25 protein-coding genes are annotated in these 24,390 nt (G+C 71.7%); 14 read left to right on the plus strand and 11 right to left on the minus strand.

Features of this window, described 5'->3' with window-relative positions; all coding sequences use genetic code 11:
* Positions 1-192: 192 nt before the first annotated feature.
* Positions 193-2,358, plus strand: a complete 2,166-nt coding sequence (locus tag ACLJQM_RS07780; protein ID WP_410630576.1) for a glycoside hydrolase family 15 protein — start codon at positions 193-195, stop codon at positions 2,356-2,358.
* Positions 2,359-2,400: 42 nt separating this feature from the next.
* On the opposite strand, the gene ACLJQM_RS07785 is transcribed toward ACLJQM_RS07780, so the two are convergent.
* The gene (locus ACLJQM_RS07785) at positions 2,401-2,979 is read right to left on the minus strand and encodes a peptide deformylase (RefSeq protein ID WP_247017800.1); all 579 of its coding nucleotides are present in this window, start codon (positions 2,977-2,979) and stop codon (positions 2,401-2,403) included.
* A 154-nt stretch (positions 2,980-3,133) separates the two neighbouring features.
* Between ACLJQM_RS07785 and ACLJQM_RS07790 the strand changes: the two genes are divergently transcribed.
* Both ACLJQM_RS07790 and ACLJQM_RS07795 read left to right on the plus strand, forming a co-directional pair.
* The gene (locus ACLJQM_RS07790) at positions 3,134-3,442 is read left to right on the plus strand and encodes a DUF3263 domain-containing protein (protein ID WP_003101701.1); all 309 of its coding nucleotides are present in this window, start codon (positions 3,134-3,136) and stop codon (positions 3,440-3,442) included.
* Positions 3,439-4,080 (plus strand): LytR C-terminal domain-containing protein, encoded by a 642-nt coding sequence (locus ACLJQM_RS07795; protein ID WP_247017802.1) that lies wholly within the window; start codon positions 3,439-3,441, stop codon positions 4,078-4,080. Before ACLJQM_RS07790 ends, ACLJQM_RS07795 begins: the two co-directional genes overlap by 4 nt.
* Before the next feature lie 70 nt (positions 4,081-4,150).
* On the opposite strand, the gene ACLJQM_RS07800 is transcribed toward ACLJQM_RS07795, so the two are convergent.
* Together ACLJQM_RS07800 and ACLJQM_RS07805 are read right to left on the minus strand one after the other, a co-directional pair.
* Positions 4,151-6,418 carry an AAA family ATPase gene (locus tag ACLJQM_RS07800; protein WP_410630577.1) on the minus strand — a complete coding sequence of 756 codons (2,268 nt, stop codon included), beginning with the start codon at positions 6,416-6,418 and terminating at the stop codon, positions 4,151-4,153.
* Positions 6,419-6,423: 5 nt separating this feature from the next.
* Positions 6,424-6,825: a nitroreductase family protein gene (locus tag ACLJQM_RS07805; protein ID WP_410630578.1), complete on the minus strand. Its 402-nt coding sequence runs from the start codon at positions 6,823-6,825 to the stop codon at positions 6,424-6,426.
* Between ACLJQM_RS07805 and ACLJQM_RS07810 the strand changes: the two genes are divergently transcribed.
* Complete coding sequence (locus tag ACLJQM_RS07810) at positions 6,824-7,297, plus strand: hypothetical protein (protein WP_410630579.1); 474 nt, start codon at positions 6,824-6,826, stop codon at positions 7,295-7,297. The two genes, ACLJQM_RS07805 and ACLJQM_RS07810, sit on opposite strands and share 2 nt — an antisense overlap.
* Positions 7,298-7,306: 9 nt before the next feature.
* On the opposite strand, the gene pssA is transcribed toward ACLJQM_RS07810, so the two are convergent.
* Positions 7,307-8,263, minus strand: coding sequence for a CDP-diacylglycerol--serine O-phosphatidyltransferase (pssA, locus tag ACLJQM_RS07815; protein ID WP_360780124.1), 957 nt, complete (start codon positions 8,261-8,263; stop codon positions 7,307-7,309).
* Between the two features lie 3 nt (positions 8,264-8,266).
* Positions 8,267-8,992 carry a phosphatidylserine decarboxylase gene (locus ACLJQM_RS07820; RefSeq protein ID WP_360780121.1) on the minus strand — a complete coding sequence of 242 codons (726 nt, stop codon included), beginning with the start codon at positions 8,990-8,992 and terminating at the stop codon, positions 8,267-8,269.
* A 260-nt stretch (positions 8,993-9,252) separates the two neighbouring features.
* Here ACLJQM_RS07820 and ACLJQM_RS07825 point away from each other — a divergent pair, with 260 nt between their 5' ends.
* The gene (locus ACLJQM_RS07825) at positions 9,253-9,468 is read left to right on the plus strand and encodes a hypothetical protein (RefSeq protein ID WP_410630580.1); all 216 of its coding nucleotides are present in this window, start codon (positions 9,253-9,255) and stop codon (positions 9,466-9,468) included.
* A 39-nt stretch (positions 9,469-9,507) separates the two neighbouring features.
* Here ACLJQM_RS07825 and ACLJQM_RS07830 read toward each other — a convergent pair whose 3' ends face one another.
* A complete protein-coding gene (locus tag ACLJQM_RS07830) occupies positions 9,508-9,792 on the minus strand; it encodes a GlsB/YeaQ/YmgE family stress response membrane protein (protein WP_360780115.1) in 285 nt (94 codons plus the stop codon).
* A 72-nt stretch (positions 9,793-9,864) separates the two neighbouring features.
* Between ACLJQM_RS07830 and ACLJQM_RS07835 the strand changes: the two genes are divergently transcribed.
* Together ACLJQM_RS07835 and ACLJQM_RS07840 are read left to right on the plus strand one after the other, a co-directional pair.
* Positions 9,865-10,425, plus strand: coding sequence for a helix-turn-helix domain-containing protein (locus ACLJQM_RS07835; RefSeq protein ID WP_247017817.1), 561 nt, complete (start codon positions 9,865-9,867; stop codon positions 10,423-10,425).
* Positions 10,422-11,675 carry an MFS transporter gene (locus ACLJQM_RS07840; RefSeq protein WP_410630581.1) on the plus strand — a complete coding sequence of 418 codons (1,254 nt, stop codon included), beginning with the start codon at positions 10,422-10,424 and terminating at the stop codon, positions 11,673-11,675. The genes ACLJQM_RS07835 and ACLJQM_RS07840 overlap by 4 nt, the downstream gene beginning before the upstream one ends.
* Here the strand turns inward: ACLJQM_RS07840 and glp are convergent.
* Complete coding sequence (gene glp / locus ACLJQM_RS07845) at positions 11,629-12,822, minus strand: gephyrin-like molybdotransferase Glp (protein WP_247017819.1); 1,194 nt, start codon at positions 12,820-12,822, stop codon at positions 11,629-11,631. The genes ACLJQM_RS07840 and glp overlap by 47 nt on opposite strands.
* Before the next feature lie 73 nt (positions 12,823-12,895).
* Between glp and ACLJQM_RS07850 the strand changes: the two genes are divergently transcribed.
* The 5 genes from ACLJQM_RS07850 (at position 12,896) to groL (ending at position 17,995) form a co-directional block, all read left to right on the plus strand.
* Positions 12,896-13,573 carry a TIGR00266 family protein gene (locus ACLJQM_RS07850; protein ID WP_160700589.1) on the plus strand — a complete coding sequence of 226 codons (678 nt, stop codon included), beginning with the start codon at positions 12,896-12,898 and terminating at the stop codon, positions 13,571-13,573.
* Entirely contained in the window at positions 13,573-14,196 is a 624-nt protein-coding gene (locus tag ACLJQM_RS07855; RefSeq protein WP_247017821.1) for an AIM24 family protein, read from the plus strand. Before ACLJQM_RS07850 ends, ACLJQM_RS07855 begins: the two co-directional genes overlap by 1 nt.
* Before the next feature lie 112 nt (positions 14,197-14,308).
* Positions 14,309-14,515 (plus strand): cold-shock protein, encoded by a 207-nt coding sequence (locus ACLJQM_RS07860; RefSeq protein WP_003085446.1) that lies wholly within the window; start codon positions 14,309-14,311, stop codon positions 14,513-14,515.
* Positions 14,516-14,579: 64 nt separating this feature from the next.
* Entirely contained in the window at positions 14,580-16,085 is a 1,506-nt protein-coding gene (locus ACLJQM_RS07865) for a serine/threonine-protein kinase (RefSeq protein ID WP_247017823.1), read from the plus strand.
* 281 nt (positions 16,086-16,366) lie between these two features.
* Positions 16,367-17,995 carry a chaperonin GroEL gene (gene groL / locus ACLJQM_RS07870; protein ID WP_043776303.1) on the plus strand — a complete coding sequence of 543 codons (1,629 nt, stop codon included), beginning with the start codon at positions 16,367-16,369 and terminating at the stop codon, positions 17,993-17,995.
* Positions 17,996-18,048: 53 nt separating this feature from the next.
* Here the strand turns inward: groL and ACLJQM_RS07875 are convergent, their stop codons facing one another.
* Both ACLJQM_RS07875 and ACLJQM_RS07880 read right to left on the minus strand, forming a co-directional pair.
* Positions 18,049-18,372 (minus strand): hypothetical protein, encoded by a 324-nt coding sequence (locus ACLJQM_RS07875; RefSeq protein ID WP_247017825.1) that lies wholly within the window; start codon positions 18,370-18,372, stop codon positions 18,049-18,051.
* Between the two features lie 128 nt (positions 18,373-18,500).
* A complete protein-coding gene (locus ACLJQM_RS07880; RefSeq protein ID WP_247017827.1) occupies positions 18,501-18,713 on the minus strand; it encodes a PspC domain-containing protein in 213 nt (70 codons plus the stop codon).
* A gap of 112 nt (positions 18,714-18,825) precedes the next feature.
* Here ACLJQM_RS07880 and ACLJQM_RS07885 point away from each other — a divergent pair, with 112 nt between their 5' ends.
* Positions 18,826-19,569: a DNA polymerase beta superfamily protein gene (locus ACLJQM_RS07885; protein WP_410630582.1), complete on the plus strand. Its 744-nt coding sequence runs from the start codon at positions 18,826-18,828 to the stop codon at positions 19,567-19,569.
* Here the strand turns inward: ACLJQM_RS07885 and ACLJQM_RS07890 are convergent.
* Positions 19,500-20,429, minus strand: a complete 930-nt coding sequence (locus ACLJQM_RS07890) for an o-succinylbenzoate synthase (protein ID WP_410630583.1) — start codon at positions 20,427-20,429, stop codon at positions 19,500-19,502. The genes ACLJQM_RS07885 and ACLJQM_RS07890 overlap by 70 nt on opposite strands.
* A gap of 75 nt (positions 20,430-20,504) precedes the next feature.
* Here ACLJQM_RS07890 and ACLJQM_RS07895 point away from each other — a divergent pair, with 75 nt between their 5' ends.
* Positions 20,505-23,294, plus strand: coding sequence for a BTAD domain-containing putative transcriptional regulator (locus tag ACLJQM_RS07895; protein ID WP_410630584.1), 2,790 nt, complete (start codon positions 20,505-20,507; stop codon positions 23,292-23,294).
* A gap of 98 nt (positions 23,295-23,392) precedes the next feature.
* On the opposite strand, the gene ACLJQM_RS07900 is transcribed toward ACLJQM_RS07895, so the two are convergent.
* Positions 23,393-24,229: a DUF72 domain-containing protein gene (locus ACLJQM_RS07900; protein WP_410630585.1), complete on the minus strand. Its 837-nt coding sequence runs from the start codon at positions 24,227-24,229 to the stop codon at positions 23,393-23,395.
* Positions 24,230-24,390: the final 161 nt, after the last annotated feature.

Genomic DNA, 24,390 nt, shown 5'->3' on the forward strand with positions numbered 1-24,390 from the left:
GATTACACCGTTGCACCTACAACAAGTGTGCGCTTTCGCGGCCGTGAAGTCCGTTCGCTGGTCGTGAACCGCCGACCGGACCAGTGACGGTCAGTGGTTCACCGGATCGGACCACGCGCCGGTGAAGATCCGGCGGGCAGACTCCCCAAGCGCTTCTGTAACGGTGCAGAAGCGATCTTCTGTGGGGTTGATATGCGCAAACTCATGTTCGGCGCCCTCGCCGGGCTGCTGGTCACCGGGCTGATCCCGGGGATCGCGGCGGCCCAGGGGGATGCTCCGGGCGCCCCGGGCGCCCATCCCAGCTGGCTGCCCGCGAACAAGACCGGCTTCGGCACCGCTCATGACCGCTCGAGCAACGTCTGGTTCACCCTCCAGGGCGGGCAGCTGTCCGAGGTCTACTACCCGGACCTGTCGACGCCCAGCGTCCGCTCGCTGAACTTCGTCGTCACCGACGGCCGCAGCTTCGCCGACCTCGACCACGCGGCGAAGTCGCAGCAGGTCCGGCGGACCGACGACGACAGCCTGACCTACGAGCAGACCATCACCGACGACCAGCACCGCTGGCGCCTCCGCAAGACCTACGTCACCGACCCGGCCGCCACGACCGTGCTGGTGGACGTCGACTTCCAGTCGCTTACCGGGCGGCCGTACCAGCTCTACGCGATCGCCGACCCGGACCTCACCAACGACGGCTCCGACGACTCGGCCGCGCGCAAGGGCGACGTGCTCACCGCGCAGGACGCCGCGAACGCCGCCGCGCTCACCGCGAAGCCCGCGTTCACGAAGACCAGCGTCGGCTACGCGGGCAACTCCGACGGCACCACGCAGCTCACGAAGACCTTCAAGCTGAAGAGCTACGACACCGCCGCGAAGGGCAACGTCGTGCTGACCGGGCAGACGAGCGCCGACGGCCTCCGGAACCGGCACGTCACCCTCGCGCTCGGCATGGGCGCGAAGGCGCCGGACGCGCTCGGCAGCGCGCAGGCGTCGCAGCGCCGCGGTGTCCGCGACATCACGCGCGCGTACGACCGCGGCTGGGAGCAGTACCTGCGCGGGGTGAGCAAGCCGCCGTCGTCGCTGAAGACCGACGCCGAGCGCGACCTCTACAAGGCGTCGATGCTGACGCTGGCCGCGAGCGAGGACAAGCACCACCCGGGCGCCTTCATCGCGTCGCCGAGCATGCCCTGGCGGTTCGGGAACAACGACCCGGAGTGGTCGCCGTCCGGGACCTACCACCTGGTCTGGCCGCGTGACCTCTACCAGATCGCGACCGGGCTGGCCGCCGGCGGCGACCAGGGTGCCGCGAACCGCGCGGTGAGCTACATGTTCGGCACGCAGCAGCAGGCCGACGGGCACATGCCGCAGAACAGCCGGGTCGACGGCGTGCCGTACTGGACGTCGATTCAGCTCGACGAAACCGCTTTCCCGATCGTGCTGGCCCAGCAGCTCGGCCGCGACGACCTGTGGCCCGGCGTCCGGAAGGCCGCCGACTTCATCATCGGCTACGTCGGCCCGAACGGGCAGCCGGCGCCGTACACCCAGCAGGAGCGCTGGGAGGAGCAGGACGGCTGGTCCCCGTCGACCATCGCGTCGGTGATCGCCGGGCTGGTCTGCGCCGCGGATCTGGCTTCGCACAACGGAGCTTCGGCGGACGCCGCCCGCTACCTCGCCGCGGCCGACAAGTTCAAGGCCGACCTGCCGAAGCAGACGATCACCACGAACGGGCCGCTGTCGAAGGACCCGTACTTCGTCCGGCTGACCAAGGACGCCGACGCCAACGCGGGGACGACGTACAACCTCGGCAACTCGAGCGTCACGATGGACCAGCGCGCGGTCACCGACGCGGGCTTCCTCGACCTCGTCCGGCTCGGCGTCTACCGGGCCGACGACCCGGTGATCGAGAACAGCATTCGCGTCACGGACAAGGACATCGCGTTCACGACGCCCACCGGGCAGTTCTGGCACCGGTACACGAAGGACGGCTACGGCGAGCAGGCCGACGGTTCGCCGTGGGACTACACGTTCCCGGCCGGGAGCCGCACCACGTTCGGGCGGCTGTGGCCGCTGCTCGCCGGCGAGCGCGGCGAGTACGAGCTGACGCTCGGCGACCCGGCGTCGGCCGCGCGGCGGCTGCGTGACCTCGGCCGGGTGAGCAGCTCGGCGGAGACCATGCCGGAGCAGGTGTGGGACGAGAACCCGCCGTCGGGACAGACCGGGTTCCCGGTCGGCACGCCCAACGCGTCGGCGACCCCGCTGGCCTGGACGCACGCCCAGTACGTCCGGCTCGCGCAGGACGTCAAGGCGGGCTCGGTGCTGGAGACGCCGAAGGTGGTGCGCTGCCACTTCCTCGGCTGCTGAACCGGCGAAGGGCCCCTCGGAACCGAGGGGCCCTTCGCGGTCTCAGATGACGGCGCCGTCGTCCTCGGGGGTCTTCGGCGGCAGCCACTTGTTGCCCGGGACGCCCCACTTGTTGTGCTTGAGCATCTTCTTCGCCGCGCGGGCGTGCCGCCCGACCAGGCGGTCGAGGTAGATGTAGCCGTCGAGGTGGTCGGTCTCGTGCTGCAGGCAGCGCGCGAAGTAGCCGGTGCCCTCGACCTCGATCGGGTTGCCCTCGATGTCGGAGCCGGTCACCTTCGCCCACTTCGCGCGGCCCGTCGGGTACGACTCGCCGGGCGCCGAGAGGCAGCCCTCCCAGTCGTCGTCCGGGTCCGGCATGGTCTCCGGGATCTCCGACGTTTCGAGCTTCGGGTTGACGACGACGCCCTTGTGCCGCACGCCCTCGTCGTCCGGGCAGTCGTAGACGAACACCCGCAGGTCGAGGCCGATCTGGTTGGCCGCGAGACCGACGCCTTCGGCGGCGTACATCGTCTCGAACATGTCGTCGACGAGCGTGCTCAGCTTGCCGTCGAACTCGGTGATCTCCCGAGTCGGCTGGTGCAGCACGGGTTCGCCGGCGATAACGATGGGGTGGATGGTCACGACGACGCAGTTTAGTCGGACCCCTCTGGTAGACCTGCATCAGACCGTGACGCGCCGGGGTCGATGCCCACGTCGGCGGCCGCTTCCGTGGTTGAATGGCGCCCGCGGAAGAGCTAGGTCTGATTCGCCATACGCCCGATTGAGAGGGACTCGGATGGACGCCGCGGAGTCGATGGCTGAGCCGCAGCCGTCGCCGCCGAAGCCCGTGCCCGGCCTGACCGAACGCGAGGTCGAGATCCTCGCCTTCGAACGTCAGTGGTGGCGACACGCCGGGGCGAAGGAGAACGCCATCCGCGAACGCTTCGATTTGTCCGCCACGCGCTACTACCAGCTGCTCAACAAGCTGCTGGAGAAGCCGGAGGCGATCGAGGCGGACCCGATGCTGGTGAAGCGGCTGCGCAAGACGCGCGCCGCCCGGCAGCGCAAGCGAGGCGCCCGGCGACTGGGGATCGAGCTGAAATGAGTGTGTTTTCGGGTATGTCCCGGCCGATGAAGGCCGCGGGCGTCGCGTTGATCGGCGTGGCCATCGTGGCCGCCGTCGTCGGCGGGATCTCCGCGCTGAGTGGTGACGGTTCCAATGAAGCCGGGCCGAGCGGCACGTCGTCGGCGAACCCGCCGGGTACCTCGGGCGGGACGTCGGCGCCGCCGGCCACGTCGTCGACGGCCACCCCGCCGTCGACGTCGGCGAACCCCACGTCCCCGGCGCCGCCGACCACCCCGCCGCCCGGCGGCCAGCCCACGCAGGGCCAGCCGGGGCAGGGCCAGCCGGGGCAGCCGGGTGGTGACCAGCAGGCGTCCAACAAGTGGGTCACCGTCCGGGTGTTCAACAACTCGACGATCAAGGGCCTCGCCGCCCGCGCGAAGGACGACTTCGCCGGCGCGGGCTGGAACGTCACCGAGGTCAGCAACTATTCGCAGGGCGTCATCCCGGCGACCACGGCGTACTTCCGCCCGGGCACCGACGAGGAAGCGGCGGCCAAGCAGCTCGCCCAGGAGTTCGGCTTCAAGGCCGAGCCCCGCTTCGCCGGGATACAGGATGCGACGCCGGGCGTGATCGTCATCGTGACGAACAACTACGAGTCGGGCCACAAGGGGAGCTGACCCGCTCACTTTGCCACGCAAAGCGGCACTTTCATGACGAAAGTGCCGCTTTGTGGCGCAAAGTGAGCGGTCAGTCCGCGATTTGGGTTTTCGCGTAGGCCTCGAGCGCCGCGAGCTGGGCCGGGTCGAGGCTGGGCCGGACCGTCCTGCGGGCCGCGTCCAGGTGCGCCGCCGTCACTTCGCGGGCCTCCAGCGACTCGCGCATCGCGGTCAGGGCCGCTTCGCGGATCAGTGCGGCGCAGTCGGCCGCCGAGTAACCGTCCAGAGTGGACGCCACCTCGGCGAGGTCCACATCGGAGGCCAGCGGCGTGTTCTTCGAGCTGGCGGCGAGGATCGCGGCGCGGGATTCGCTGTCCGGCGGCGGGACGTAGACGCGGCGCTCCAGCCGGCCCGGCCGCAGCAGCGCCGGGTCGACCAGCTCGGGCCGGTTCGTCGCGCCCAGCACGACGACTTCGCGCATCGGCTCGACGCCGTCGAGCTCGGTGAGCAGGGCCGCGACCACGCGGTCGGCGACGCCGGAGTCCGACGACTGGCCGCGGCGCGGGGCCAGCGCGTCGATCTCGTCCAGGAAGATCAGCGACGGCGCGGCCTCGGCGGCCCGGCGGAACAGCTCCCGCACCGCGCGTTCGGACTCGCCGACCCACTTGTCCATCAGCTCGGCGCCCTTGACCGCGAAGACGTTCAGCGCGCCGGTGCCCGCGAGCGCCCGCACGAGGAACGTCTTGCCGCCGCCGGGCGGCCCGTAGAGCAGCACGCCACGCGGCGGTTCGACGCCGAGGCGCGCGAACGAGTCCGGGTACCGCAGCGGCCACAGCACGGCTTCGGTGAGGGACTGCTTGACGTCGACCATGTTCCCGACGTCGTCCAGCGTCAGCCCGCCGGTGGCCAGGTTGTCCGAAGTGGACATCGACACCGGGCGGACGGTGGCCAGCGCGTCCAGCAGGTCCTGCTGCGAGATCCGCGGCTCGTCGGTGTCGCGCTGGCGCAGCGCGGCCCGCAGCGCCGCGTCCCGGCGCAGGGCGATCAGGTCCGCGGCGACGAACCCCGGCGTCCGCTCGGCGAGGACGCCGCAGTCGATGCCGGTGTCGAGCGGGACGTCGCGCAGCAGCACGTTCAGCAGCTCGCGCCGGGTCTTCGCGTCCGGCAGGGCCAGGCCGAGCTCGCGGTCGAGCAGGTCGGCGGCGCGCAGCCGCGGATCGGCGGACTCCGCGCGGGCGGTGGTCGCGACGACGGCGAACCGCCCGCGCCGCAGCGCCGTCCGCAGCTCTTCGAGCACGACCGTGGCGACCGGCGGCGGGGAAGCGGCGGGCAGCAGCGCGTCGACGTCGGTGAGCAGCAGCACCGCGGGTCCGTCGGCGGAGCGGACCGCCTCGCGCAGGCGCGCGACGGCGACGTTGGGGTCCAGCACGGCGAGGTTCGGCGCGGCCAGCGGCACCACGCGGATGTCCGCCTCGCTCGCGACCGACCGCACGAGCGTCGCCTTGCCGACGCCTTCGGGCCCGGACAGCAGGACGCCGAGGTGGGCGGGCGCGCCGAGCCGCGCGAGCAGCTCGGGCCGGTGGAAGGCCAGGTCGAACCACTCGCCGAGCTTGCGCGCGGCGGCTTCGGCGCCGATCAGGTCCGCGAGCGGGACGGCCGGCTCGACGACCTCCTCGACGCTGATCTCGTCTTCGACGATCTCGGCGTCGATCCACTCCTCGGCCGCGGTGACGGCGGAGGTGCGCACCAGCGCGGTCGCCGTCCGGGGGGCGGCGGGCTCGGCGGCCGGCCGCGCGCCGTCGCGCCAGACGACCACTGTGGACGGTCCGACCGCGACGGTGCCGGCCGGCTCGGTCGCGGTGACGGTGAGCAGCTCGTTGGTCCAGGTCGCGCCGATCGCCCGTGACAGCTGGCCGCGCAGCCCGGCGGGGTCGGACCCCGGCGTCGGCGCGAGGTCCTGCGGCAGCAGCGAAACGGCGTCGCCGACGGTGAGCACCTTGCCGATGAGCGCGAGCCGCAGCATGTGCGGGCTGACCGAGACGCTGGCGAGCCGCGACCCGGCCACGGTCACGGTCCGCGCCGCGGCGACCTCGGCCGGCGCGACGACGACCTCCGAGCCCTCGGTGACCCCGAGGTTCGACATGGTGACGTCATCGGTGAGCAGCACCCCGGGCACCCCGGCCGCATCGGCGGGCGCGGCGAGCGCGGCACTGACCCGCGCCCCGGTGAGGTGCACGGCGTCCCAGGCCCGCAGGCCCAGCGCATCGAGGACTTCGGGGTGCAACCGCACGACGCCGCGGCGGGTGTCCAGCGCGGACGGGGTGTGCCGGACGGTCAGCGTGATCTGGGGGTGGCTCACGCCGTTCACCCTAGCGAGCCGGTGCGCTCCCAGGCGTCGAAGTAGGTGATGTCCCGCACGGCCGGGCGAGCGGAGGGCCGGAAGTCGCGCTGGGTCGTGTACGCGACGGCGAGCAGGCTGATCTGCGTGACGTCGTCGGGGATGCCGAGCAGCGCGGCGACGTCGGATTCGTGGTCTTGCAGGTGGTAGCCGCAGCTGGAACTGCCGAGACCGCGGGCGCGCAGGGCGAGTTGGAAGCTCCAGACGGCGGGGTGGGGGGAGCCGAAGTCGGCGGTCTTCAGGGCCCGTTCCTCGACGAGGTGGTCGTACTCCGCCCAGGCCGCTTCGGCCGTCTCGTGGTTGTACGCGGCGATCTCGGCCCTCGCCGCCGGATCCCGGACGAGCAGCCAGCGGAACCGCGCGGCCATGCCGCCCGCGGCCGGCGTCGAGGCGATGTCGCTCTACAACCACGTCGAGAACAAGGGCGACCTGCTGGACGGGCTCACCGCGCGGGTCTTCGAGCGCTCGCCGCGGGGCTGCACACGAGCTTCACCCGGCACCGCCGTGGTGGTGCGGGCCTTGGCGGCGCAGGCCGCGAACCGCCGCTCGGCCGGGGCGTCGCGGGTGCTCGACGCGGGATTGGCCGAGGAAGCCGCGGCCCGCAGCTACCGGTCGCTGCCGGGGATGCTGTTCGGTTCGGTGCTCCCGGGGACGGCGGGGACCGGCGCCGCGAAGGCGGGGCGGGCCGAGCCGGTGGGCGCGTGGTTCCGGCGGGTGGTGACGGCCGCGGAGCTGCCGAGCCTGCACCGCGTCCTGCCCGCGCTGGAATCGGGTGACTGCGTGCCGGACTTCGGCTACCAGCTCGACCTGCTGATCGGCGGGCTGCGGCCGACGCCGTGAAGGCCACGGCTACTTGCGGCGCAGGCCGATCTGGCGCCAGGACCGGCGCCGCTGGCCGTTGCCGTTCTCCGACGTGCTGCGCGGTACGCGGACCGTCTCGCCCGTGCGGGGGAGCCGGACCGCGCGCATCGCCGCTCCCGCGACCCGGCGGCGCAGCGGGGGACGCAGCCCCAGCCGGCGTGGGGAGCGGGCGCGGCGGATCGCGCGGCGCTCGCGCGGCGGGACCGTCCACGCCTCCGGGTGCGCCGCCAGCCAGCGGTGCCGGTAGACCGAGTACGGGATGTGCGCCAGGTACAGGATCATCGCCACGAGCAGCGCGACCAGCGGGAACTGGATGATCGCCGCGGCCAGCAGCGCCACCCCGAGCAGCAGGGGGGCGATCGCCTTGGCCGGGGCCTTGACCGTCTTCAGCGACAGCGTCGGGATGCGGCTGATCAGCAGGGCCGCGATGGCGATCGTCCACGCCCACACGACGTACTGCGAAGACCACCACCCCCCGCCCCACTGCAGGTACGCCACCAGCGGCAGCATCGCCAGCAGGCCGCCCGCCGGGGCCGGGACGCCGACGAAGAACTCGCTCGCGTACGCCGGCTGCTCGGTGTCGTCCAGCAGCGTGTTGAACCGGGCCAGCCGCAGGATCATGCAGACGGCGAAGATCAGCGACGCCACCCAGCCGATCCGGTCCGCGCCGGTCTGCCAGACGTAGATCACCAGCGCCGGGGCCACGCCGAACGAGATGCCGTCGGACAGCGAGTCCAGCTCCGCGCCCATCTTCGACGTCGCGTCGAGGAGGCGGGCGATCCGGCCGTCCAGGCTGTCGAGCACCGCGGCGATGCCGATCGAGGCGATCGCCATCGCGTAGTTCTTCGTCAGCGCGAACTGCACGGCCGAGAGGCCCGCGCACAGCGCCAGCACCGTGATGGCGTTCGGCAGCAGCCGGACACCGGGGGTGGTCACGCGGACCATCGATCAGCCTTTCGCAGGCGCGGCAGGGAGTTCGGCGATCACGGTCTCGCCGCCGACCGTGCGCTGGCCCTTGCTGACCAGCACGGTCGAGCCCGGCGGGAGGTAGAGGTCGACCCGCGAGCCGAAGCGGATGATGCCGTACGTCGCGGCGGCGCCGACCTTGTCGCCCTCGCGGATCTCGCAGAGGATGCGGCGCGCGACCAGCCCGGCGATCTGCACGACGACGAGCTCGTGGCCGTCTTCGGTGCGCATCAGCACGGAGTTGCGTTCGTTGTCGTCGCTCGCCTTGTCCAGGTCGGCGGACAGGAACTTGCCCGGCCGGTAGGCGACGCGCTCGATCACGCCGTTCGCCGGCACGCGCTGGACGTGCACGTCGAACACCGAGAGGAACACCGACACGCGCATCCGCGGCTCGGCGGGCAAGCCCAGCTCGGCGGGCGGGACGGCTTCCTCGATCAGCGACACGAGACCGTCGGCCGAGGCCAGCGCGACGCCGTCACGCGGCGGCGGGACCCGCTTCGGCTCGCGGAAGAACGCGGCCATCGCCACGGTCGTGAGCGCGCCGAGGACGCCGAGGCGCTTGGAGAACCGGCGGGCGACCAGCGTCGCGACCGCGCCGCCCGCCACGAACGGGCGACCGGCCGGGTGCATCGGCGGCAGCGTCTCGCGGGCCAGCTGGAGGGCGTGGGCGACGGGATTGCCGGCGGATTCCGGCCGGGTGCCGCTCATGGTCGGGTCCCCTGGTTTCGTGTCGGAAGATCGGGTCGGCGCCGGGGTCCGGCCGCCGCGTACGGGCGCCCCCACGCTACCGCTGCCCCAGGTGAGCGTGTCCGAGTCCCCCTCGGTGGCTCCTCCGTGAGGGGGTCACCGCGAAGGGTGGGAGCGACCACATCCCGGTAACGGAAGGTCGATTTCACCGATGACTCTGGGTAGTTGGTGCCGTTCGGGGCGCTGCCGCGCGGCCCCGTGGACCCAGTGAGGAGGGGATGATGACCGACCACCGCGATCCGGCCGACGTCCGCCTCGCCGAGCTGTTCGGCGCGTGGCGCGCGGAGATCGACGAAGTGCCGCTGCCGTCCTTGGTGGACCCCATGCGCGCCGTCGACGTCGTCATCGAAGCGAAGAGAAATGGGGGCCGGGTGCATCCGCCCCCCGACGGCGCATGCACCCGGCCACCGGGCAATGCGCGTGACGAAGCAGTTTAGCGGCTGAGGGCCGGACGATCACGATTCGTCCGGCAAAAGTTACCAACGGTCACTCGGACGACGGCCGAGCCCGCTCACGAGCCGCAGGATCGCCAGCAGGACGACGGCGCCGAGGACGGCCACGCCGAAGCTGGGGAAGTCGAAGTCGAACGTCTTCGACTGGCCCGTCGCGAGCCGGTAGACCAGCCCGCCGAGCGCCGCGCCGACCACCCCGACGAGCACGCTGACCAGGCAACCCTGCCGGCGCCGCTCCCGGCCGCCGACGACCAGGTTCGCGGCCCAGCCGACGATCGCGCCGAAGATGACCCATGCGACGAAACCCATGGCGCGAGCTTACGCGAGCACACGCACAAGAGCCATTGCACAAGAACTCTTGTACAACTACTCTTGTGCGTCATGACCGAAGACATCCGGGAAATCCGGGATTCGAAGGTGCTGGCGGCCATGTCGCACCAGCTGCGCCGCCGGCTCCTGGAACTGCTCCACCTCGACGGCCCGGCGACCGCGTCGATGCTGGCCGCGAAGACCGGCCAGGCGGTCGGCAACGTGAGTCACCACATGAAGGTCCTGGCCGCGGCGAAGCTCGTCGAGGTGGCCCCGGAACTGGCCCGAGACCAGCGGGAACGGTGGTGGAAGCGCAGCGCGAAGACGCTGCGGTGGGCCGCGGCCGACTTCCCCGGCGACCCGGTCGCCGAAGCCGCCGAGGTCCTCGTGCTCGACCACCAGACCGCGGTCGCCCGCGAGTGGATCGCGAGCCGCGAGTCCTACCCCGAACAGTGGCGCGGGGCGCCGTTCAGCATCGACACCTGGGTGCGGCTGTCGAAGGAGGAGCTCGACGAGCTCAACGAGCGGATCTTCCTGCTGATCGGCGAGTTCGAGAACCGCACCGAACCCGGCGACGGCGTCGAGCGCCGTCCGGTCTTCTTCGCCGCGCGGGCGTCGCTGGGCAAGCCGTGAAGGGGCTCTGGGGGAACAGGGACTTCCGGCTGCTCTGGACCGGCGAAACGACCAGCATGCTCGGCAGCATGGTCGCGAGCACGGCGTTGCCGCTGGTCGCGGTGGTCACGCTGCAGGCGAGCACGTTTCAGGTCGCGCTCCTGACCGCGGTCGCCTGGCTGCCGTGGCTCGTGGTGGGCCTGCCCGCCGGTGCCTGGGTCGACCGGCTGCCGAAGCGCCCGGTCATGCTGCTCTGCAACACGGTGTCGATGGCGGTGTTCGGCAGCGTCCCGCTCGCGGCCGCCTTCGGCGCGCTGACCATGCCGTACCTGCTCGCGGCCGCGCTGCTCGGCGGCATCGCGAAGGTCTTCTTCACCCTCGCCTACCGGGCCTACCTCCCGGCGCTGGTCGGGCCCGGCGAGCTCCTCGGCGCCAACGCCAAGCTGCAGGGCAGCGAATCCGCGACGCAGGTCGCCGGCCCGGGCGTGGCCGGGCTGCTGGCGCAGGCGTTCGGCCCGGTCAGCGGGATCCTCGCGGACGCGGTCAGCTTCGGTGTCTCCGTGCTGTGCGTGCGGGCGATCAAGGTGCGCGAGACCGTCGTCCCGCCCGTCCGGACGCCACTGCGCAGCCAGATCGCCGAAGGGCTGCGGTTCGTCGTCCACGACCGGTACCTGCGGTCGCTGATGACCTTCGGCGCCGTCTCGAACCTCGCCCTCACCGGCTACCAGGCCATCCAGATCGTGTACCTGTCCCGCACGCTCGGCGCCGCACCCGGCCTGGTCGGGCTGGTGCTGGCGGTGGCCGCCTCCGGCGGGGTGCTCGGCGCGGTACTGGCCGGACGGCTCGCCGCCCGCTTCGGCGCCGCGCGCGCGTGGCTGCTGTGTGAGGTCGTCGCGGCACCGATGCTGCTGTTCGGGCCGTTGAGCGGCCCCGGCTGGGGCCTGGCGCTGTTCGTGCTCGCCGAGTTCGGCGTCTGCGCCGGGGTCGTCGCCGGGAACGTGCTGACCACGACGTTCCGCCAGCAGTACACCCCGCCCGAGCTGTTCAGCCGGGTCAACTCCAGCACGTCGATCGTCAACTACGGGACGATCCCGCTGGCCGGGGTGCTCGGCGGCGTGCTGGGCGAGACGATCGGCATCCGCGAGACGCTCTGGTGCGCCGCGGCCATGTCGATCGTCGCGTTGCCGTTGCTGGCGCCCTACGGGAAGCTGCGCGACTTCCCGGTCAGAGCAGCAGCACGTCCACCTCTTGACCTTCCGCTGCCGACGTGACGTCTTCCGGCAGCACGATCAGGCAGTTGGCCTGCGTGAACGCGGCCAGCAGGTGCGAGCCCGGCCCGCCGCGCGGCCCGACGACGCCGGTGACCTCGCGGTCGGACGGCGTGAACACGCCCCGGCGGTACTGGCGGCGGCCGGCGGGCGAGGACATCTCCTCGGTCAGCCGGGCCCGCACGCGCCGCCGCGAAACGTCGGTGTGGCCCATGGCCGTCAGCAGCGCCGGGCGCAGGAACGCCTCGAACGACACCAGCACGCTGACCGGGTTGCCGGGCAGCGTCACCACCGGCACGCCCTGCCAGCGCCCGCAGCCCTGCGGCCCGCCCGGCTGCATCGCGATCTTCGCGAATTCGACGCCCTGGCCGGTCAGCGCGTCCTTCACCACTTCGTAGGCGCCCGCGCTGACCCCGCCGGACGTCACCAGCAGGTCGGCGTCGGCCAGCTTCGGCTCGATGACCTTGCGGAACTCCTCGACGTCGTCGACGACGCTGCGGACGACGTCGGCCTCGCAGCCGAGTTCGCGGATCGCCGCGGCGAGCATCACGCTGTTGGACTCGTAGATCTGGCCGTGGCGCAGCGGGGCGGGCGCGTCGATCAGCTCGGTGCCGGTCGAGGCGATCAGCACCCGCAGCGGCCGGTGCACCCGGAGCTCGGCCAGCCCGACGGCGGCCGCGAGGCCGAGCTGCGAGTGGCCGAGCACGGTCCCGGCGTGCAGCGCGACGCTGCCGGCGACGACGTCTTCACCGGTCCGCCGGATGTGCGCGCCTTCGCGGGCGGGCGCCGAGATCGTCACGGTTTCCGTGCCGCCGTCGGTGTCCTCGACCATCACGACGGCGTCCGCGCCGGGCGGCAGCGGGGCGCCGGTCATGATCCGGTGCGCGGTGCCCGGTTCGAGGGTTCCGACGTCGACCCGGCCCGCCGGGATGTCGTCGGCCACCGGCAGGGTCACCGGCGCCGTGGCGACGTCGGCGGCGCGGACCGCGTAGCCGTCCATGGCGGAGTTGTCGAAGGGCGGCAGGGAGACGCCGGCCCGCACGTCCTCGGCCAGCACGAGGCCGGCCGCGGCGGCGAGGGGCAGCGTGGCCGCGGGGGCGGTGCCGAGGAGCTCGGCGACGCGGTCGCGGTAGTCGTCGACGGAGATCACCGGACCATCCTCCCCGCCTTCGGGGGTCGTGCAAGACTCTGCCCCGTCACGAGCACGCCGATGGGGAGCAAGCATGCAGGTTCAGGTCCGTCAACAGCCTTCGTTCGCCGTCGCCCGGCTGATGCTGGCGCCCGGGGAGCCGTGCCAGGTGGAATCCGGCGCGATGATGGCCACCAGCTACGGCGTGCAGGTCCAGTCGCAGGCGCAGGGCGGGATCATGAAGGGCCTGGGGCGCGCGTTCCTCGGCGGCGAGTCCTTTTTCATCTCCACCTTCACCGCGCCGCAGAACGGCGGCTGGGTCGACGTCGCGGCCAACCTGCCCGGCGACATCCAGGTGGTCCCCCTCGACGGCCGCACCGGCTGGGCCGTCACCCGCGGCTGCTGGCTCGCGTCGTCGCACGGCGTGCAGACCGAGACCAAGTGGGGCGGGATGAAGAACCTGATGGGCGGCGAGGGCGGCTTCCTGACCCACGCCACCGGCCAGGGCCAGCTGCTCGTCTCCTGCTACGGCGCGGTCGAGACCATCACGCTGCAGCAGGGCGAGATGGTGACCATCGACACCGGGCACGTCGTCGCGTACGCCGACACCGTGCAGTACCAGATCCGGAAGGTCGCGACGGGCATCATCCAGTCCATGAAGAGCGGCGAAGGCCTGGTGTTCGACTTCGTCGGCCCCGGCCAGATCATGACGCAGACGCGCAACCCGTCCGCACTGGTCAGCTGGATCATCTCGCACGTCCCGTCCCGCTGATGCGCGTCCAGACCCGGCACACGCCCGGTTTCGGCGTCGCCCGCGTCCTGCTGGACCCGGGCGAGGCCGTGCAGGCGTCGCCCGAAACGTTGCTCGCCAGCCGGTTCGGGGTCACCGAGACGCCGGTGGGCCGGGGCGGTGTCCGCGCGAGCAAGGCGACGACGGTGGTCTACACCGCGCCGTCCGACGGCGGCTGGATCGACTTCGCGCCGTTGCGCCCCGGCGACGTCTACCCGCTGGAAGTCGGCGGTGGCACGGGCTGGTCGGTGCACCGCGACGCGGTGCTGGTGCGGCCCTCGACGGTCCGGCACGACCCGAACTGGACGCCGTTGCAGCAGCTCTTCGGCGCCGACTCGGGGTTCCTCGAGCACTACAGCGGAACCGGGCCGCTCGTGCTCGCCGCGCCCGGCCCGGTCGACGCGTTCGAACTCGGCAAGGGCGAGCTGGTCACGGTCCGGCCGGACTACCTGCTGGCCTACCCGGACAGCGTCCAGTGCCGGTTGCGCGCGCTCGACCCGGGCGGCCCGCAGTCGCTGCGCACGGGCGAAGGGCTCGCCGTCGACTTCGCGGGTCCGGGGACCGTGCTCGTGCACGCGCGGAACAGACGCCTTTCGGGCACGTGATCTTCGGACGAATTGCCCATTGCCGAGGGGAATAATTCCGGTAGCGTGATTGGCACTTCCGCCGCTGGCCCCCGCTCGGGCCAGCGGATCCTTTGTGCTGAGGGAGGGCGCCGTGGCTGTCGGCACCGTCAAATGGTTCAACTCGGAAAAGGGCTACGGCTTCATCGAATCGACGGAGGGCCCGGACGTCTTCGTCCACTATTCGGCCATCCAGTCCGAAGGATTCCGCACTTTGGACGAAGGCGATCGCGTCGAGTTCGAAGTGCAGTCGGGCCGCGACGGTCGTAGCCAGGCAGCTGATGTGCGGAAGGTTTCGTAGCGACTCGCTCACCTGATCGGCGAACCCCCGGGAAGCGCTGAACCTGGGGCGTTAGGCTGCGGGCGTGACAGGCGATGTGTCGGGGGACCTCACCGGTCGCCGGCTGGGCAACTACCGCATCGACGGTGTGCTCGGCAAGGGCGGCATGAGCGTCACCTACAAGGCCACGGACGTGCGTCTCGGCCGCAAGGTGGCGCTGAAGGTCATCGGTGACCACCTCGGGGCCGACGCCGAGTTCCGCGAGCGGTTCGTCGACGAGGCGCGCAACACCTCCGCGATCGACCACGCCAATGTCGTGCCGCTGTACGACTTCGGCGAGCTCGAAGGCATGTTGTACATCGCCATGCGGATGGTCGACGGCGGTGACCTCGCCGGCCTGATCGCCGGCGGCCCGATCGCGCCCGCGCGCACCCTGACGATGCTCGACCAGGTCGCCGACGCCCTCGACACCCTGCACAACCGTGGTCTGGTCCACCTGGACGTCAAGCCGGCGAACGTGCTCGTGACGAAGAAGGAGACGTCGCGCGAGCACGTGTACGTCGCCGACTTCGGCCTGACGCGCCGCGGCGCGACCGGCCACCGCACGCGCGGCGGCGACTTCCTCGGCTCGCCGACGTACGCGGCGCCGGAGCACCTGCGCGGCGAGCCGCTGGACGGGCGCACCGACCAGTACGCGCTGACGTGCGTCCTCTACGCGTGCCTCACCGGCAGCCCGCCGTTCAAGGGCGACGTGCCGACGGTGATCAAGGGGCACCTCAACGGCGAACCGCCCGCGATCTCGCGCGCCGTCGCGCTGCCGCCGTCGATCGACGAGGTCATCCGCAAGGGGATGGCGAAGAGCCCGGCCGACCGCTACCCGAGCTGCGTCGAGATGGTCGCGGCCGCCCGCCGCGCGCTCGGCCCGCTGGCCACCTCCGACACCCCGCCGGGCCCGCCCGGGTCCCATTCGGGCGGAATCCCCGCGCCGCACCGTGCTGGTCAGGTACAACAGGGGCCGCACCAGAACAGCGCACCGCAGGGAGAGGGGGCCCCCGTGCACCCGTACGGAGGACAGCAGCAGCCCGGCTACGGCCAGCAGCCCGGGCCGCAGGGGCCGCCCCAGGGCATGCCGCCGCAGGGCCCGCAGCAGCCGGGCATGCCGCCGCAGGGCCCGCCGCCCGGGTACGGCTACCCCCAGCAGGGCCCGCCGGGGATGCCGCCGCAGGGCATGCCCCCGCAGGGTTACGGCTACCCGCAGCAGCCGGGGATGCCCCCGCAGGGCCCGCCGCCCGGCTACGGCCAGGACCCGATGCGCCTGCGCCCGCCGATGCCCGCGGGCGGCGCGGGTGCGTTCCACCAGCCGAAGAGCAGCGGTGGCAAGAAGTGGATCTTCATCGTCCTCGGGCTGGTCGTGGTGGCCGGCCTGGTGGTGGGCGCGATCTTCCTGTTCGGCGGCGACGACAACGGCGGCGGTGGCGGCCAGACGACGGCCCCGAACATCCCGGTCGGCCCGGGCGGGGACTCGCAGAGCAACCCGACGTCCTCGCTGAACGCGCCCCCGACGTCGATCAGCATCAAGCCGAGCAACTGAGCGCGGCCCGGACGCCGTGAACGGGTCGTTCACGGCTTCGGTGGCTCGCGAGATCGTGCGGCGCTGAGCAGGTCTTCTTGCACTCTCCCCCCGAGAGTGCTAAACACGGTGTTGGCACTCGACGCCGTCGAGTGCCAAAGGTCGGGACGGTGAGGCTGACCCCCACCCGGGTCCAGTCGTCCGTCGCGGGCACCGAGCCTGGCCGAGGAAAGAGTCCTGCTGCCGCCGCTGCAAGAACCACAGCGCGGCGGTGGCGCCCAATACCGGAGGACCACACCGCAATGGCCAAACTGATCGCGTTCGACGAGGACGCCCGCCGCGGTCTTGAGCGCGGCTTGAACACCCTCGCCGAAGCCGTCAAGGTGACCCTCGGCCCGCGGGGCCGGAACGTCGTGCTCGAGAAGAAGTGGGGCGCGCCGACCATCACCAACGACGGTGTCTCCATCGCCAAGGAGATCGAGCTCGAAGACCCGTGGGAGAAGATCGGGGCCGAGCTCGTCAAGGAGGTCGCCAAGAAGACGGACGACGTCGCGGGTGACGGCACCACCACCGCCACCGTGCTCGCGCAGGCCCTCGTCAAGGAAGGCCTCCGCAACGTCGCCGCCGGCGCCGACCCCATCAGCCTGAAGCGCGGCATCGAGGCGGCCGTCGAGGCCATCACCGAGCAGCTGCACAAGGCCGCCGTCCAGATCGAGACCAAGGAGCAGATCGCTGCTACCGCCTCGATCTCGGCCGCTGACCGCACCATCGGCGAGCTGATCGCCGAGGCGCTGGACAAGGTCGGCAAGGAAGGCGTCGTCACCGTCGAGGAGAGCAACACCTTCGGTCTCGAGCTCGAGCTCACCGAGGGCATGCGCTTCGACAAGGGCTACATCTCCGGTTACTTCGTGACCGACCCGGAGCGTCAGGAAGCCGAGCTCGAGGACCCGTACATCCTCCTCTTCGGCTCCAAGATCTCCACCGTCAAGGACGTCCTGCCGCTGCTGGAGAAGGTCATCCAGTCCGGCAAGCCGCTGCTGATCATCGCCGAGGACGTCGAGGGCGAGGCCCTGGCCACCCTCATCGTCAACAAGATGCGCGGCACCTTCAAGTCCGTGGCCGTCAAGGCCCCGGGCTTCGGTGACCGCCGCAAGGCGATCCTGCAGGACATCGCGATCCTGACCGGTGGCCAGGTCATCTCCGAGGACGTCGGCCTCAAGCTGGAGAACGCGGACCTGTCCCTGCTGGGCAAGGCCCGCAAGGCCGTCATCACCAAGGACGAGACGACCATCGTCGAGGGTGCGGGCGACGCCGACCAGATCCAGGGTCGCGTCAACCAGATCCGCGCCGAGATCGAGAACTCGGACTCGGACTACGACCGCGAGAAGCTGCAGGAGCGGCTCGCGAAGCTGGCCGGCGGCGTGGCCGTCATCAAGGCCGGCGCCGCGACCGAGGTCGAGCTCAAGGAGCGCAAGCACCGCATCGAGGACGCGGTGCGCAACGCGAAGGCCGCCGTGGAAGAGGGCATCGTCGCCGGTGGTGGCGTGGCCCTGATCCAGGCCGCCGAAGCCGCGTTCGCGGGCCTGAAGCTCGAGGGCGACGAGGCCACTGGTGCCAACATCGTCAAGGTGGCCGTCGAGGCCCCGCTCAAGCAGATCGCGATCAACGCCGGCCTCGAAGGCGGCGTCGTGGTGGAGAAGGTCAAGGGCCTGCCGCAGGGTCACGGCCTCAACGCCGCCACGGGTGTCTACGAGGACCTGCTCGCCGCCGGCGTGCCGGACCCGACGAAGGTCACCCGCTCCGCGCTGCAGAACGCCGCTTCCATCGCGGCGCTGTTCCTGACCACCGAGGCCGTCGTGGCGGACAAGCCGGAGAAGGCTTCGGCCGCTCCCGCCGACCCGTCCGGTGGCATGGGTGGCATGGACTTCTGAGTCCGGTCGCTTGACTGGGAAAGCCCGGTCCGCTTCGGCGGGCCGGGCTTTTCTCATGGCTTGGTGAAGAACCAGATGGCGTAGGCACCCAGGATGACGACGCCGAGCGCGAGCACGCCGAGGCCCCCGAGCCAGGCGGTGCTCGCTTCTTCCGCTTCCAGCGCGACGACGATCGCGCCGATCCCGGTGAGCAGGATCCAGATCGCCAGCCCGGCGGCGGTGTAGAGCACGGTCTTGGTGACCGTCGTGCTGCCGGTGTCGTTGAACGCGAGTGCGAAGAACGCGGCGAAGGCGGTCAGTCCCAGCCCGGCGAGCAGGTACAGCCCACCGAGGATCCCGACGACGACCTTCGCGGCCGTTCTGCTCCCTTGATCCACGAGCGCGAACCCTAACCCCTCGAACGGGATTCGCGCGGGCCTTTTGCGCTGCTCGGCTTACGGTGCTCGGCCGAACAGCGCACCCCCGGCGGGCCCCGGTTCCCCCTGCGAACCGGCGCCCGCCACGATCAGGAGTCCTCTTCCGGCGTCAGGATGGCGGCGGCGACGTAGATCGGGATCGCGATGCCGACCGACAGGAACACGGCGGCGACCAGACCGATGCGCAGGACGTTGGCGTCGATGCCGAGGTAGGTGGACCAGCCACCGCAGACGCCCGTGAGCATCTTGTCGGAGCGGCTGCGGCGGAGCTTCTTGGCGGGGGTGTACACGCTGTTCGTCATGGCTCAATACTGGCTCCCGGGCCACCCCGACCACATCCGGAACGGCCCGGACCCCGACCCTGAACTTCGCCCTCGGGGAAGACCAGGTGCTCACCGGGGTGCGTTTCCGGCCATGAAGCACGACACCCCGGAGTTCGCCGGTCAGGACGACCGCGACGAGATGTGCCCGTGCGTGGAACCGGCCGAGTACGTCAGCGGGCTCCGGCGGTTCGAGCAGTACGTCTTCCGCACCCAGCCGGAAGGCGTCCGGTCCGGACCCGGTGATCTGGACCTGATCGTCTACTCGCTGCGCAAGTGGATGCGCCTGGCCCTCACCGGGAATCCCACGATCCTGCTGCCGCTCTTCGTACCGGACGACGAAATCGTGCGGATCACCGAACTGGGCCACGAACTGCGTGCGAACGCCGCGAGGATCGTGTCCCGCCTGGCGGGGCCGAGGTTCGCGGGCTACCTACGGATCCAGCGGCAGCGCATGCTCGACGGCGCCATCAAGGTCGACCGGCCGGAGCGGATCGAGAAGTACGGCTTCGACACGAAGTACGCCATGCACATGGTGCGTCTCGGCGTCCGGGGCGTCGAGCTGCTCGAGACCGGCCGGATGACGCTCCCGATCGCCGAACCCTGGCTGACCTGGCTGCGAGACCTGCGGCGCGGCAAGCACACCCCGGAAGAGGCCATGGCGGCCGCCGCCGAGCTGGAGGATCGGCTCGACCGGCTGGCGCGGGGTGCGTCGCCGCTGCCGGAGCAGCCCGATCGTGAGTGGGCCGATCGGTGGCTCGTGCGGGCCTACGACAGCGCGCGCACCCGGGCCAGGCGGGCTTCCCACGCGGCCTGGACGTCGGCAGGGGCCGGGTAGGCGTCCGTGGGCTCCGGTGCCTGGCGCAGCACCGGCAGGAAACCGTCCACAGGGGACAGTGGTTCGGCGGAGACGTCCCCCGTCAGCAAGGAAATCGTGCCGAGTCCACAAGCGAATTCGAGTTCCGGGAGCGCGCCCGCCAGTGCGAGTCCCGCCGCCAGGCCGACGCTCGTCTCCACCGCCGACGACACCACGCACGGCAGCCCGCACGCCTCCGCGACCTCGAGCGCCCGGCGGACGCCCCCGAGGGGAGCGACCTTCAGCACCGCGATGTCCGCCGCCCCGGCGACCGCGACCTTCAGCGGGTCTTCCGCGCGGCGGATCGACTCGTCGGCGGCGATTCGGACGCCCACCTTGCGGCGCACCGCGGCCAGGTCGTCGATCGTCGGGCACGGCTGCTCCGCGTACTCCAGCCCGCCCGCCGCCTTGTCGAGGTCGGTGATCGCGCGGACCGCCGTGGCGACGTCCCACGCCGTGTTGGCGTCGACGCGGATCGCGCCGTCCGGGCCCAGCGCGTCGCGGACCGCCTCGACCCGGGCGCAGTCGTCGGCCAGGGAGACGCGCGGGTCCGCGACCTTCACCTTGGCCGTGCGGCAGCCGGACGCACGCACGAGTTCGTACGCCTTTTCGGGCGCGACCACCGGCACGGTCGTGTTCACCTCGACCCGGTCGCGGACCGGGGCCGGCCAGCCGGTTTCGCTCGCTTCGAGGGCCGCCCGCAGCCACGGCGCGCTCTCGGCGTCCGAGTAGTCGGCGAACGGGCAGAACTCGCCCCAGCCCGCCGGGCCGCGCAGCAGCACGCCTTCACGGACGGTGATGCCGCGGAACCGGGTGCGCAGGGGAATCGCGTAGACCTTCATCAGGGCCGATCATGCCACCGTCCCAGGTTCGGCGAACGGGTGCAGAACCGCGCATCCGGAGGAGAGAATGATCCGGTGGTCCTCGACTTCCGCGTGCTGGGTCCGGCCGAGGTCACGGCCGACGGCCGCCCGGTACCGCTCGGGGGCAGCCGGCCGTTGATCGTGCTGGCCGGCCTGCTGCTGCGCGCGAACCGGGTGGTGCCGGTCGAGGAGCTGGGCCGCTGGCTGTGGGACGACGACCGCCGCCGTTCCAAGGGCGCGCTCCAGACGTACGTGCTGCGGCTGCGCCGGGCGCTCGGCGACCAGGTCGCGATCCGCACCGAAAGCGGCGGCTACCGGATCGAACTCGACGACGGCCTGCTCGACCTGTCCCGGTTCCGCGCGCTCGCCGCCCGCGGCAAGGCCGCGCTCGACCGGGGCGAGAGCCGCCAGGCGGCCGCCCACTTCGCCGAGGCGCTCGAACAGTGGCGCGGGCCCGCGCTGCTCAACGTCGAGTCGGACGCGCTCCACCGCGACGAAGCCGGCCAGCTGGCCGAGGAACGGCTGCGGGTCCGCGAACAGTGGGCGGACGCGCTGCTCGACGTCGGCGAGTACGGCACCGTCGTCCCCGAACTCACCCGGCTGACCAGGGAAAACCCGTTGCGGGAGCGGCTGCACGAGCAGTTGATGGCCGCGCTGTACCGCTCGGGACGGCAAGCCGACGCGCTCGAGGTGTACGGCCGGATCAGCGGGGTGCTCGCCGACGAGCTCGGGCTCGATCCCGGCCCGTCGCTGCAGCGCACCCGGCAGGCGATCCTGACCGGCGCCGACGAGCCCGCCGGGCTGGCGCGCTACCGGCTCGGCGCCGAACCGCAGGTGCCGCACCAGCTGCCCGCCGACCTCCGGACCTTCTCCGGGCGCGAGTGCGACCTCAAGGCGTTGCACGCGCTGCTGCCGGAAGCGGTCGACGCCGGTGCGTCCACGCCGATCGCGTCCGTCGAAGGCATGGGCGGTCTGGGGAAGACGACGCTGGCCGTGCACTTCGCGCACGAGATCGCCGACCGGTTCCCCGGCGGGCAGGTCTACCTCAACCTGCGCGGCTACGGCCCCGGCGAACCGGTCGAGCCGTCGACGGCGCTGGAGGCGATGCTCACCGCGCTCGGCGTGCCGTGCGAGGCGATCCCGGCCGACCTCGACGGCCGCGCGGCGAGCTGGCGGACGCACACCGCGGGACGGCGGCTGCTCGTCCTGCTCGACAACGCCAACCGCACCGAGCAGGTGCGGCCGCTGCTGCCCGGGCCGGGCTGCCTGGTCGTGGTCACCAGCCGCTGGCAGCTGCGCGCGCTGGTCGCGACGCACGGCGCGCGGCGGATCGCGCTGGAGGAACTCGGCGACGAGGACGCGGTCGAGCTGCTCGCGGCCACCATCGGCGTCGAGCGGGTGGCCCGCGACCCGGCGGCGGCCGAGCGGTTCGTGCGCCACTGCGGCGGGTTGCCGCTGGCCATCCGGATCCTCGCGGTGCGGGCGGCGCAGTTCCCCGACCTGGCGCTCGACGAGTTCGCCGGCTCGATCGAAGACGACCTGCTCGGTTCGTTCGACCTCGCCGACGGCGAAGGGACGAACATCCGCTCGGTGCTGTCGTACTCCTACCAGGCACTGGACCCCTCGGCGGCGCGGCTGCTGCGGCTGCTCGGCCTGGCCACCGGCGCCGACTTCACCGCCCCGGTGGCGGCCGCGGTCGCCGGCCTGGACCTCGCGACGGCCCGGGCGGGCCTGGAAACCCTGGCGTCCGCGCACTTGCTGGCCCAGCCGCGGCCGGGCCGCTACCAGTTCCACGACTTGATCCGGGCGTACGCCGGCGAAGTCGCTTCGCAGGTCGATACTGCTTCGCAGCGCTCCGCGGCGTTGGACCGGCTGCTGGGCTGGTACCTGGCGTCGGCACTGGACGCGTCCCGCCGGATGCGCCCGGAGCGCTACTACCGGCTGCTGGAACCGGACGACCTCGAAGGCGGTCTCACCTTCGACTCCCACCACGACGCGCTGGACTGGTTCGTCGAAGAGTCCGCCAACCTCATCGCCGCGGTGCACCTGGCGCGGCGCCTCGGCCGCGACGACGCCTGCTGGAAGCTGGCTTGGCTGCTGCAGAGCTACTTCGTGACGCGCTCGCGGCTGGACGATTGGCGTTCGGTGTTCACGGTGGCGCTCGAAGCGGCCCGCGCGAGCGGCCACCGCCCCGGCGAGGCGGGCATCCTCAGCGGCCTCGGCGTCGTCAACGGCGTCGCCCGGCAGTACGCGGACTCGCGGCGCTACCTGGAGCAGGTGCTGGCGATCCAGCGCGAGCTCGGCGCGCGGGAGGGCGAGGCACGGGCGCAGTACAACCTGGCGCTGGCTTCGCACAACCTCGACGAGTACGCCTCGGCGTACGAGCACGGCAAGCAGGCGCTGGAGATCGTGCGCGAGCTGGGGATGGGCCAGTTCGAAGCGAGCGTGCTGCGCGCGCTCGGCGACGTGTGCACGTCGATGGGCGACCACGAGCAAGCGTTGCGCCTGGCGGACGCGGCACTGGCCGTCGTCGGCCCGGACGGCCAGCCGGTGGACACGCGTTTCACCCAGCACACGCGGGGCTTGGCCCTGATCGGCCTCGGCCGGCTCGACGAGGGCATCGCGTGCATCCGCGAGTCCGTCTCGATGTTCTTCGAGATGGGCGAGCTGTACGAGGCCGCGGACGTGCTCGCCCAGCTGGGCACCATCTATTCGAGGTACGGCGACGAGGCTCTGGCCCGCGAGTGCTGGCTCCGCTCGGTCCGCCTGCTGACGGAGCTGGGCCACCCCGACGCCGACGACGTCCGCGCCAAACTGGCGGCGCTGGTCAGCGCGGGCGGCTGAAAGACGTGCGGCGGACCGCCCGCGTGCCGACCCCCAGCGACAGCACGCAAGCGGGTCCGCCTGCCCGACGAGTCAAGCGGACCCCGCTCACTGTCCACTCACTGCGGCCCGATCCCGAGCAGGTCGGCGAGGCATTCGGCGTTGCGCGGCGCTTCGACTTTGACGTCGTTGTCGAAGTAGACGTAGACGTCTCGCCGCCCGCCGTCGTGCCAGGTGCGGATCTTGTCGGCCCAGGTGCGCAGGGCTTGGTCGGAGTAGCCGCTGACGTAGAGCTCCTCGTCGCCGTGCAGCCGGACGTAGGCGAAGTCCGAGGTCTGCTCTTCGAGGAACGGCCACTTTCCCGCGGTGTCGGCGACCACGAGGGCGATGTCGTGTTCGCGCAGCAGGTGCGTGGCGGCGGGCTGGGCGAAACTGGGGTGCCGGACTTCGAGCGCGTGCTTCAGCGGTTTTTTCGGGCCGGGTTTCAGGTAGGGATCGCCTTTGAGCTTGTCGTCGTGCTTCTTGGCCAGCGCGGCGGCTTCGGTGGTGGTGCGGGGCAGGAGCGCGAAGAAGTTCGCGAGCCGGTCCGGGTCGAACGCGAGCCGGGGCGGGAGCTGCCAGAGGAACGGGCCCAGTTTCGCGCCGAGCGCGAGGACCCCGGAGGCGTAGAAGTTCGCGAGGGCGGTCTCGACGTCGCGGAGCTGCTTCATGTGCGTGATGAAGCGCCCGCCTTTGACGGCGAAGAGGAAGCCCGCCGGCGTCTCGTCGAACCAGGCGCGGTACCGCTCGGGGCGCTGGAGCGAGTAGAAGGAGCCGTTGATCTCGACGGAGTTCATCCGCCGCGAGAGGTGTTCGAGTTCCCGCCGCTGAGCGAGCCCGGACGGGTAGAAGACACCGCGCCAGGGCGGATAACGCCAGCCGGACGTCCCGATCCGGATTTCGGCGATCGCCCTCACCCCCTTTCCGTTCCCGCGAAAGGTGATTCCCGGCGTCCGTCGTGGTGAAACGCGGCGACGACCGGACGGTTGGACCGCGGGTCGGGACAAGTGACCTGAGTTCGGGGACGGCCGTCTCAGTGGGCCTTTGAAGCGTTTGCTCACAGCACCGCCGGGGTGGA

Origin of the sequence: Amycolatopsis sp. cmx-4-83, assembly GCF_046548815.1 — a bacterium.
Lineage (GTDB): Bacteria > Actinomycetota > Actinomycetes > Mycobacteriales > Pseudonocardiaceae > Amycolatopsis > Amycolatopsis pretoriensis_A.

Coding starts and splice junctions, on each gene's coding strand:
- ACLJQM_RS07780 (WP_410630576.1), top strand. CDS start 193: ATGCGCAAACTCATGTTCGGCGCCCTCGCCGGGCTGCTGGTCACCGGG.
- ACLJQM_RS07790 (WP_003101701.1), top strand. CDS start 3,134: ATGGACGCCGCGGAGTCGATGGCTGAGCCGCAGCCGTCGCCGCCGAAG.
- ACLJQM_RS07795 (WP_247017802.1), top strand. CDS start 3,439: ATGAGTGTGTTTTCGGGTATGTCCCGGCCGATGAAGGCCGCGGGCGTC.
- ACLJQM_RS07810 (WP_410630579.1), top strand. CDS start 6,824: ATGCCGCCCGCGGCCGGCGTCGAGGCGATGTCGCTCTACAACCACGTC.
- ACLJQM_RS07805 (WP_410630578.1), bottom strand. CDS start 6,825: ATGGCCGCGCGGTTCCGCTGGCTGCTCGTCCGGGATCCGGCGGCGAGG.
- pssA (WP_360780124.1), bottom strand. CDS start 8,263: ATGGTCCGCGTGACCACCCCCGGTGTCCGGCTGCTGCCGAACGCCATC.
- ACLJQM_RS07820 (WP_360780121.1), bottom strand. CDS start 8,992: ATGAGCGGCACCCGGCCGGAATCCGCCGGCAATCCCGTCGCCCACGCC.
- ACLJQM_RS07825 (WP_410630580.1), top strand. CDS start 9,253: ATGACCGACCACCGCGATCCGGCCGACGTCCGCCTCGCCGAGCTGTTC.
- ACLJQM_RS07830 (WP_360780115.1), bottom strand. CDS start 9,792: ATGGGTTTCGTCGCATGGGTCATCTTCGGCGCGATCGTCGGCTGGGCC.
- ACLJQM_RS07835 (WP_247017817.1), top strand. CDS start 9,865: ATGACCGAAGACATCCGGGAAATCCGGGATTCGAAGGTGCTGGCGGCC.
- ACLJQM_RS07850 (WP_160700589.1), top strand. CDS start 12,896: ATGCAGGTTCAGGTCCGTCAACAGCCTTCGTTCGCCGTCGCCCGGCTG.
- ACLJQM_RS07855 (WP_247017821.1), top strand. CDS start 13,573: ATGCGCGTCCAGACCCGGCACACGCCCGGTTTCGGCGTCGCCCGCGTC.
- groL (WP_043776303.1), top strand. CDS start 16,367: ATGGCCAAACTGATCGCGTTCGACGAGGACGCCCGCCGCGGTCTTGAG.
- ACLJQM_RS07880 (WP_247017827.1), bottom strand. CDS start 18,713: ATGACGAACAGCGTGTACACCCCCGCCAAGAAGCTCCGCCGCAGCCGC.
- ACLJQM_RS07885 (WP_410630582.1), top strand. CDS start 18,826: ATGAAGCACGACACCCCGGAGTTCGCCGGTCAGGACGACCGCGACGAG.
- ACLJQM_RS07890 (WP_410630583.1), bottom strand. CDS start 20,429: ATGAAGGTCTACGCGATTCCCCTGCGCACCCGGTTCCGCGGCATCACC.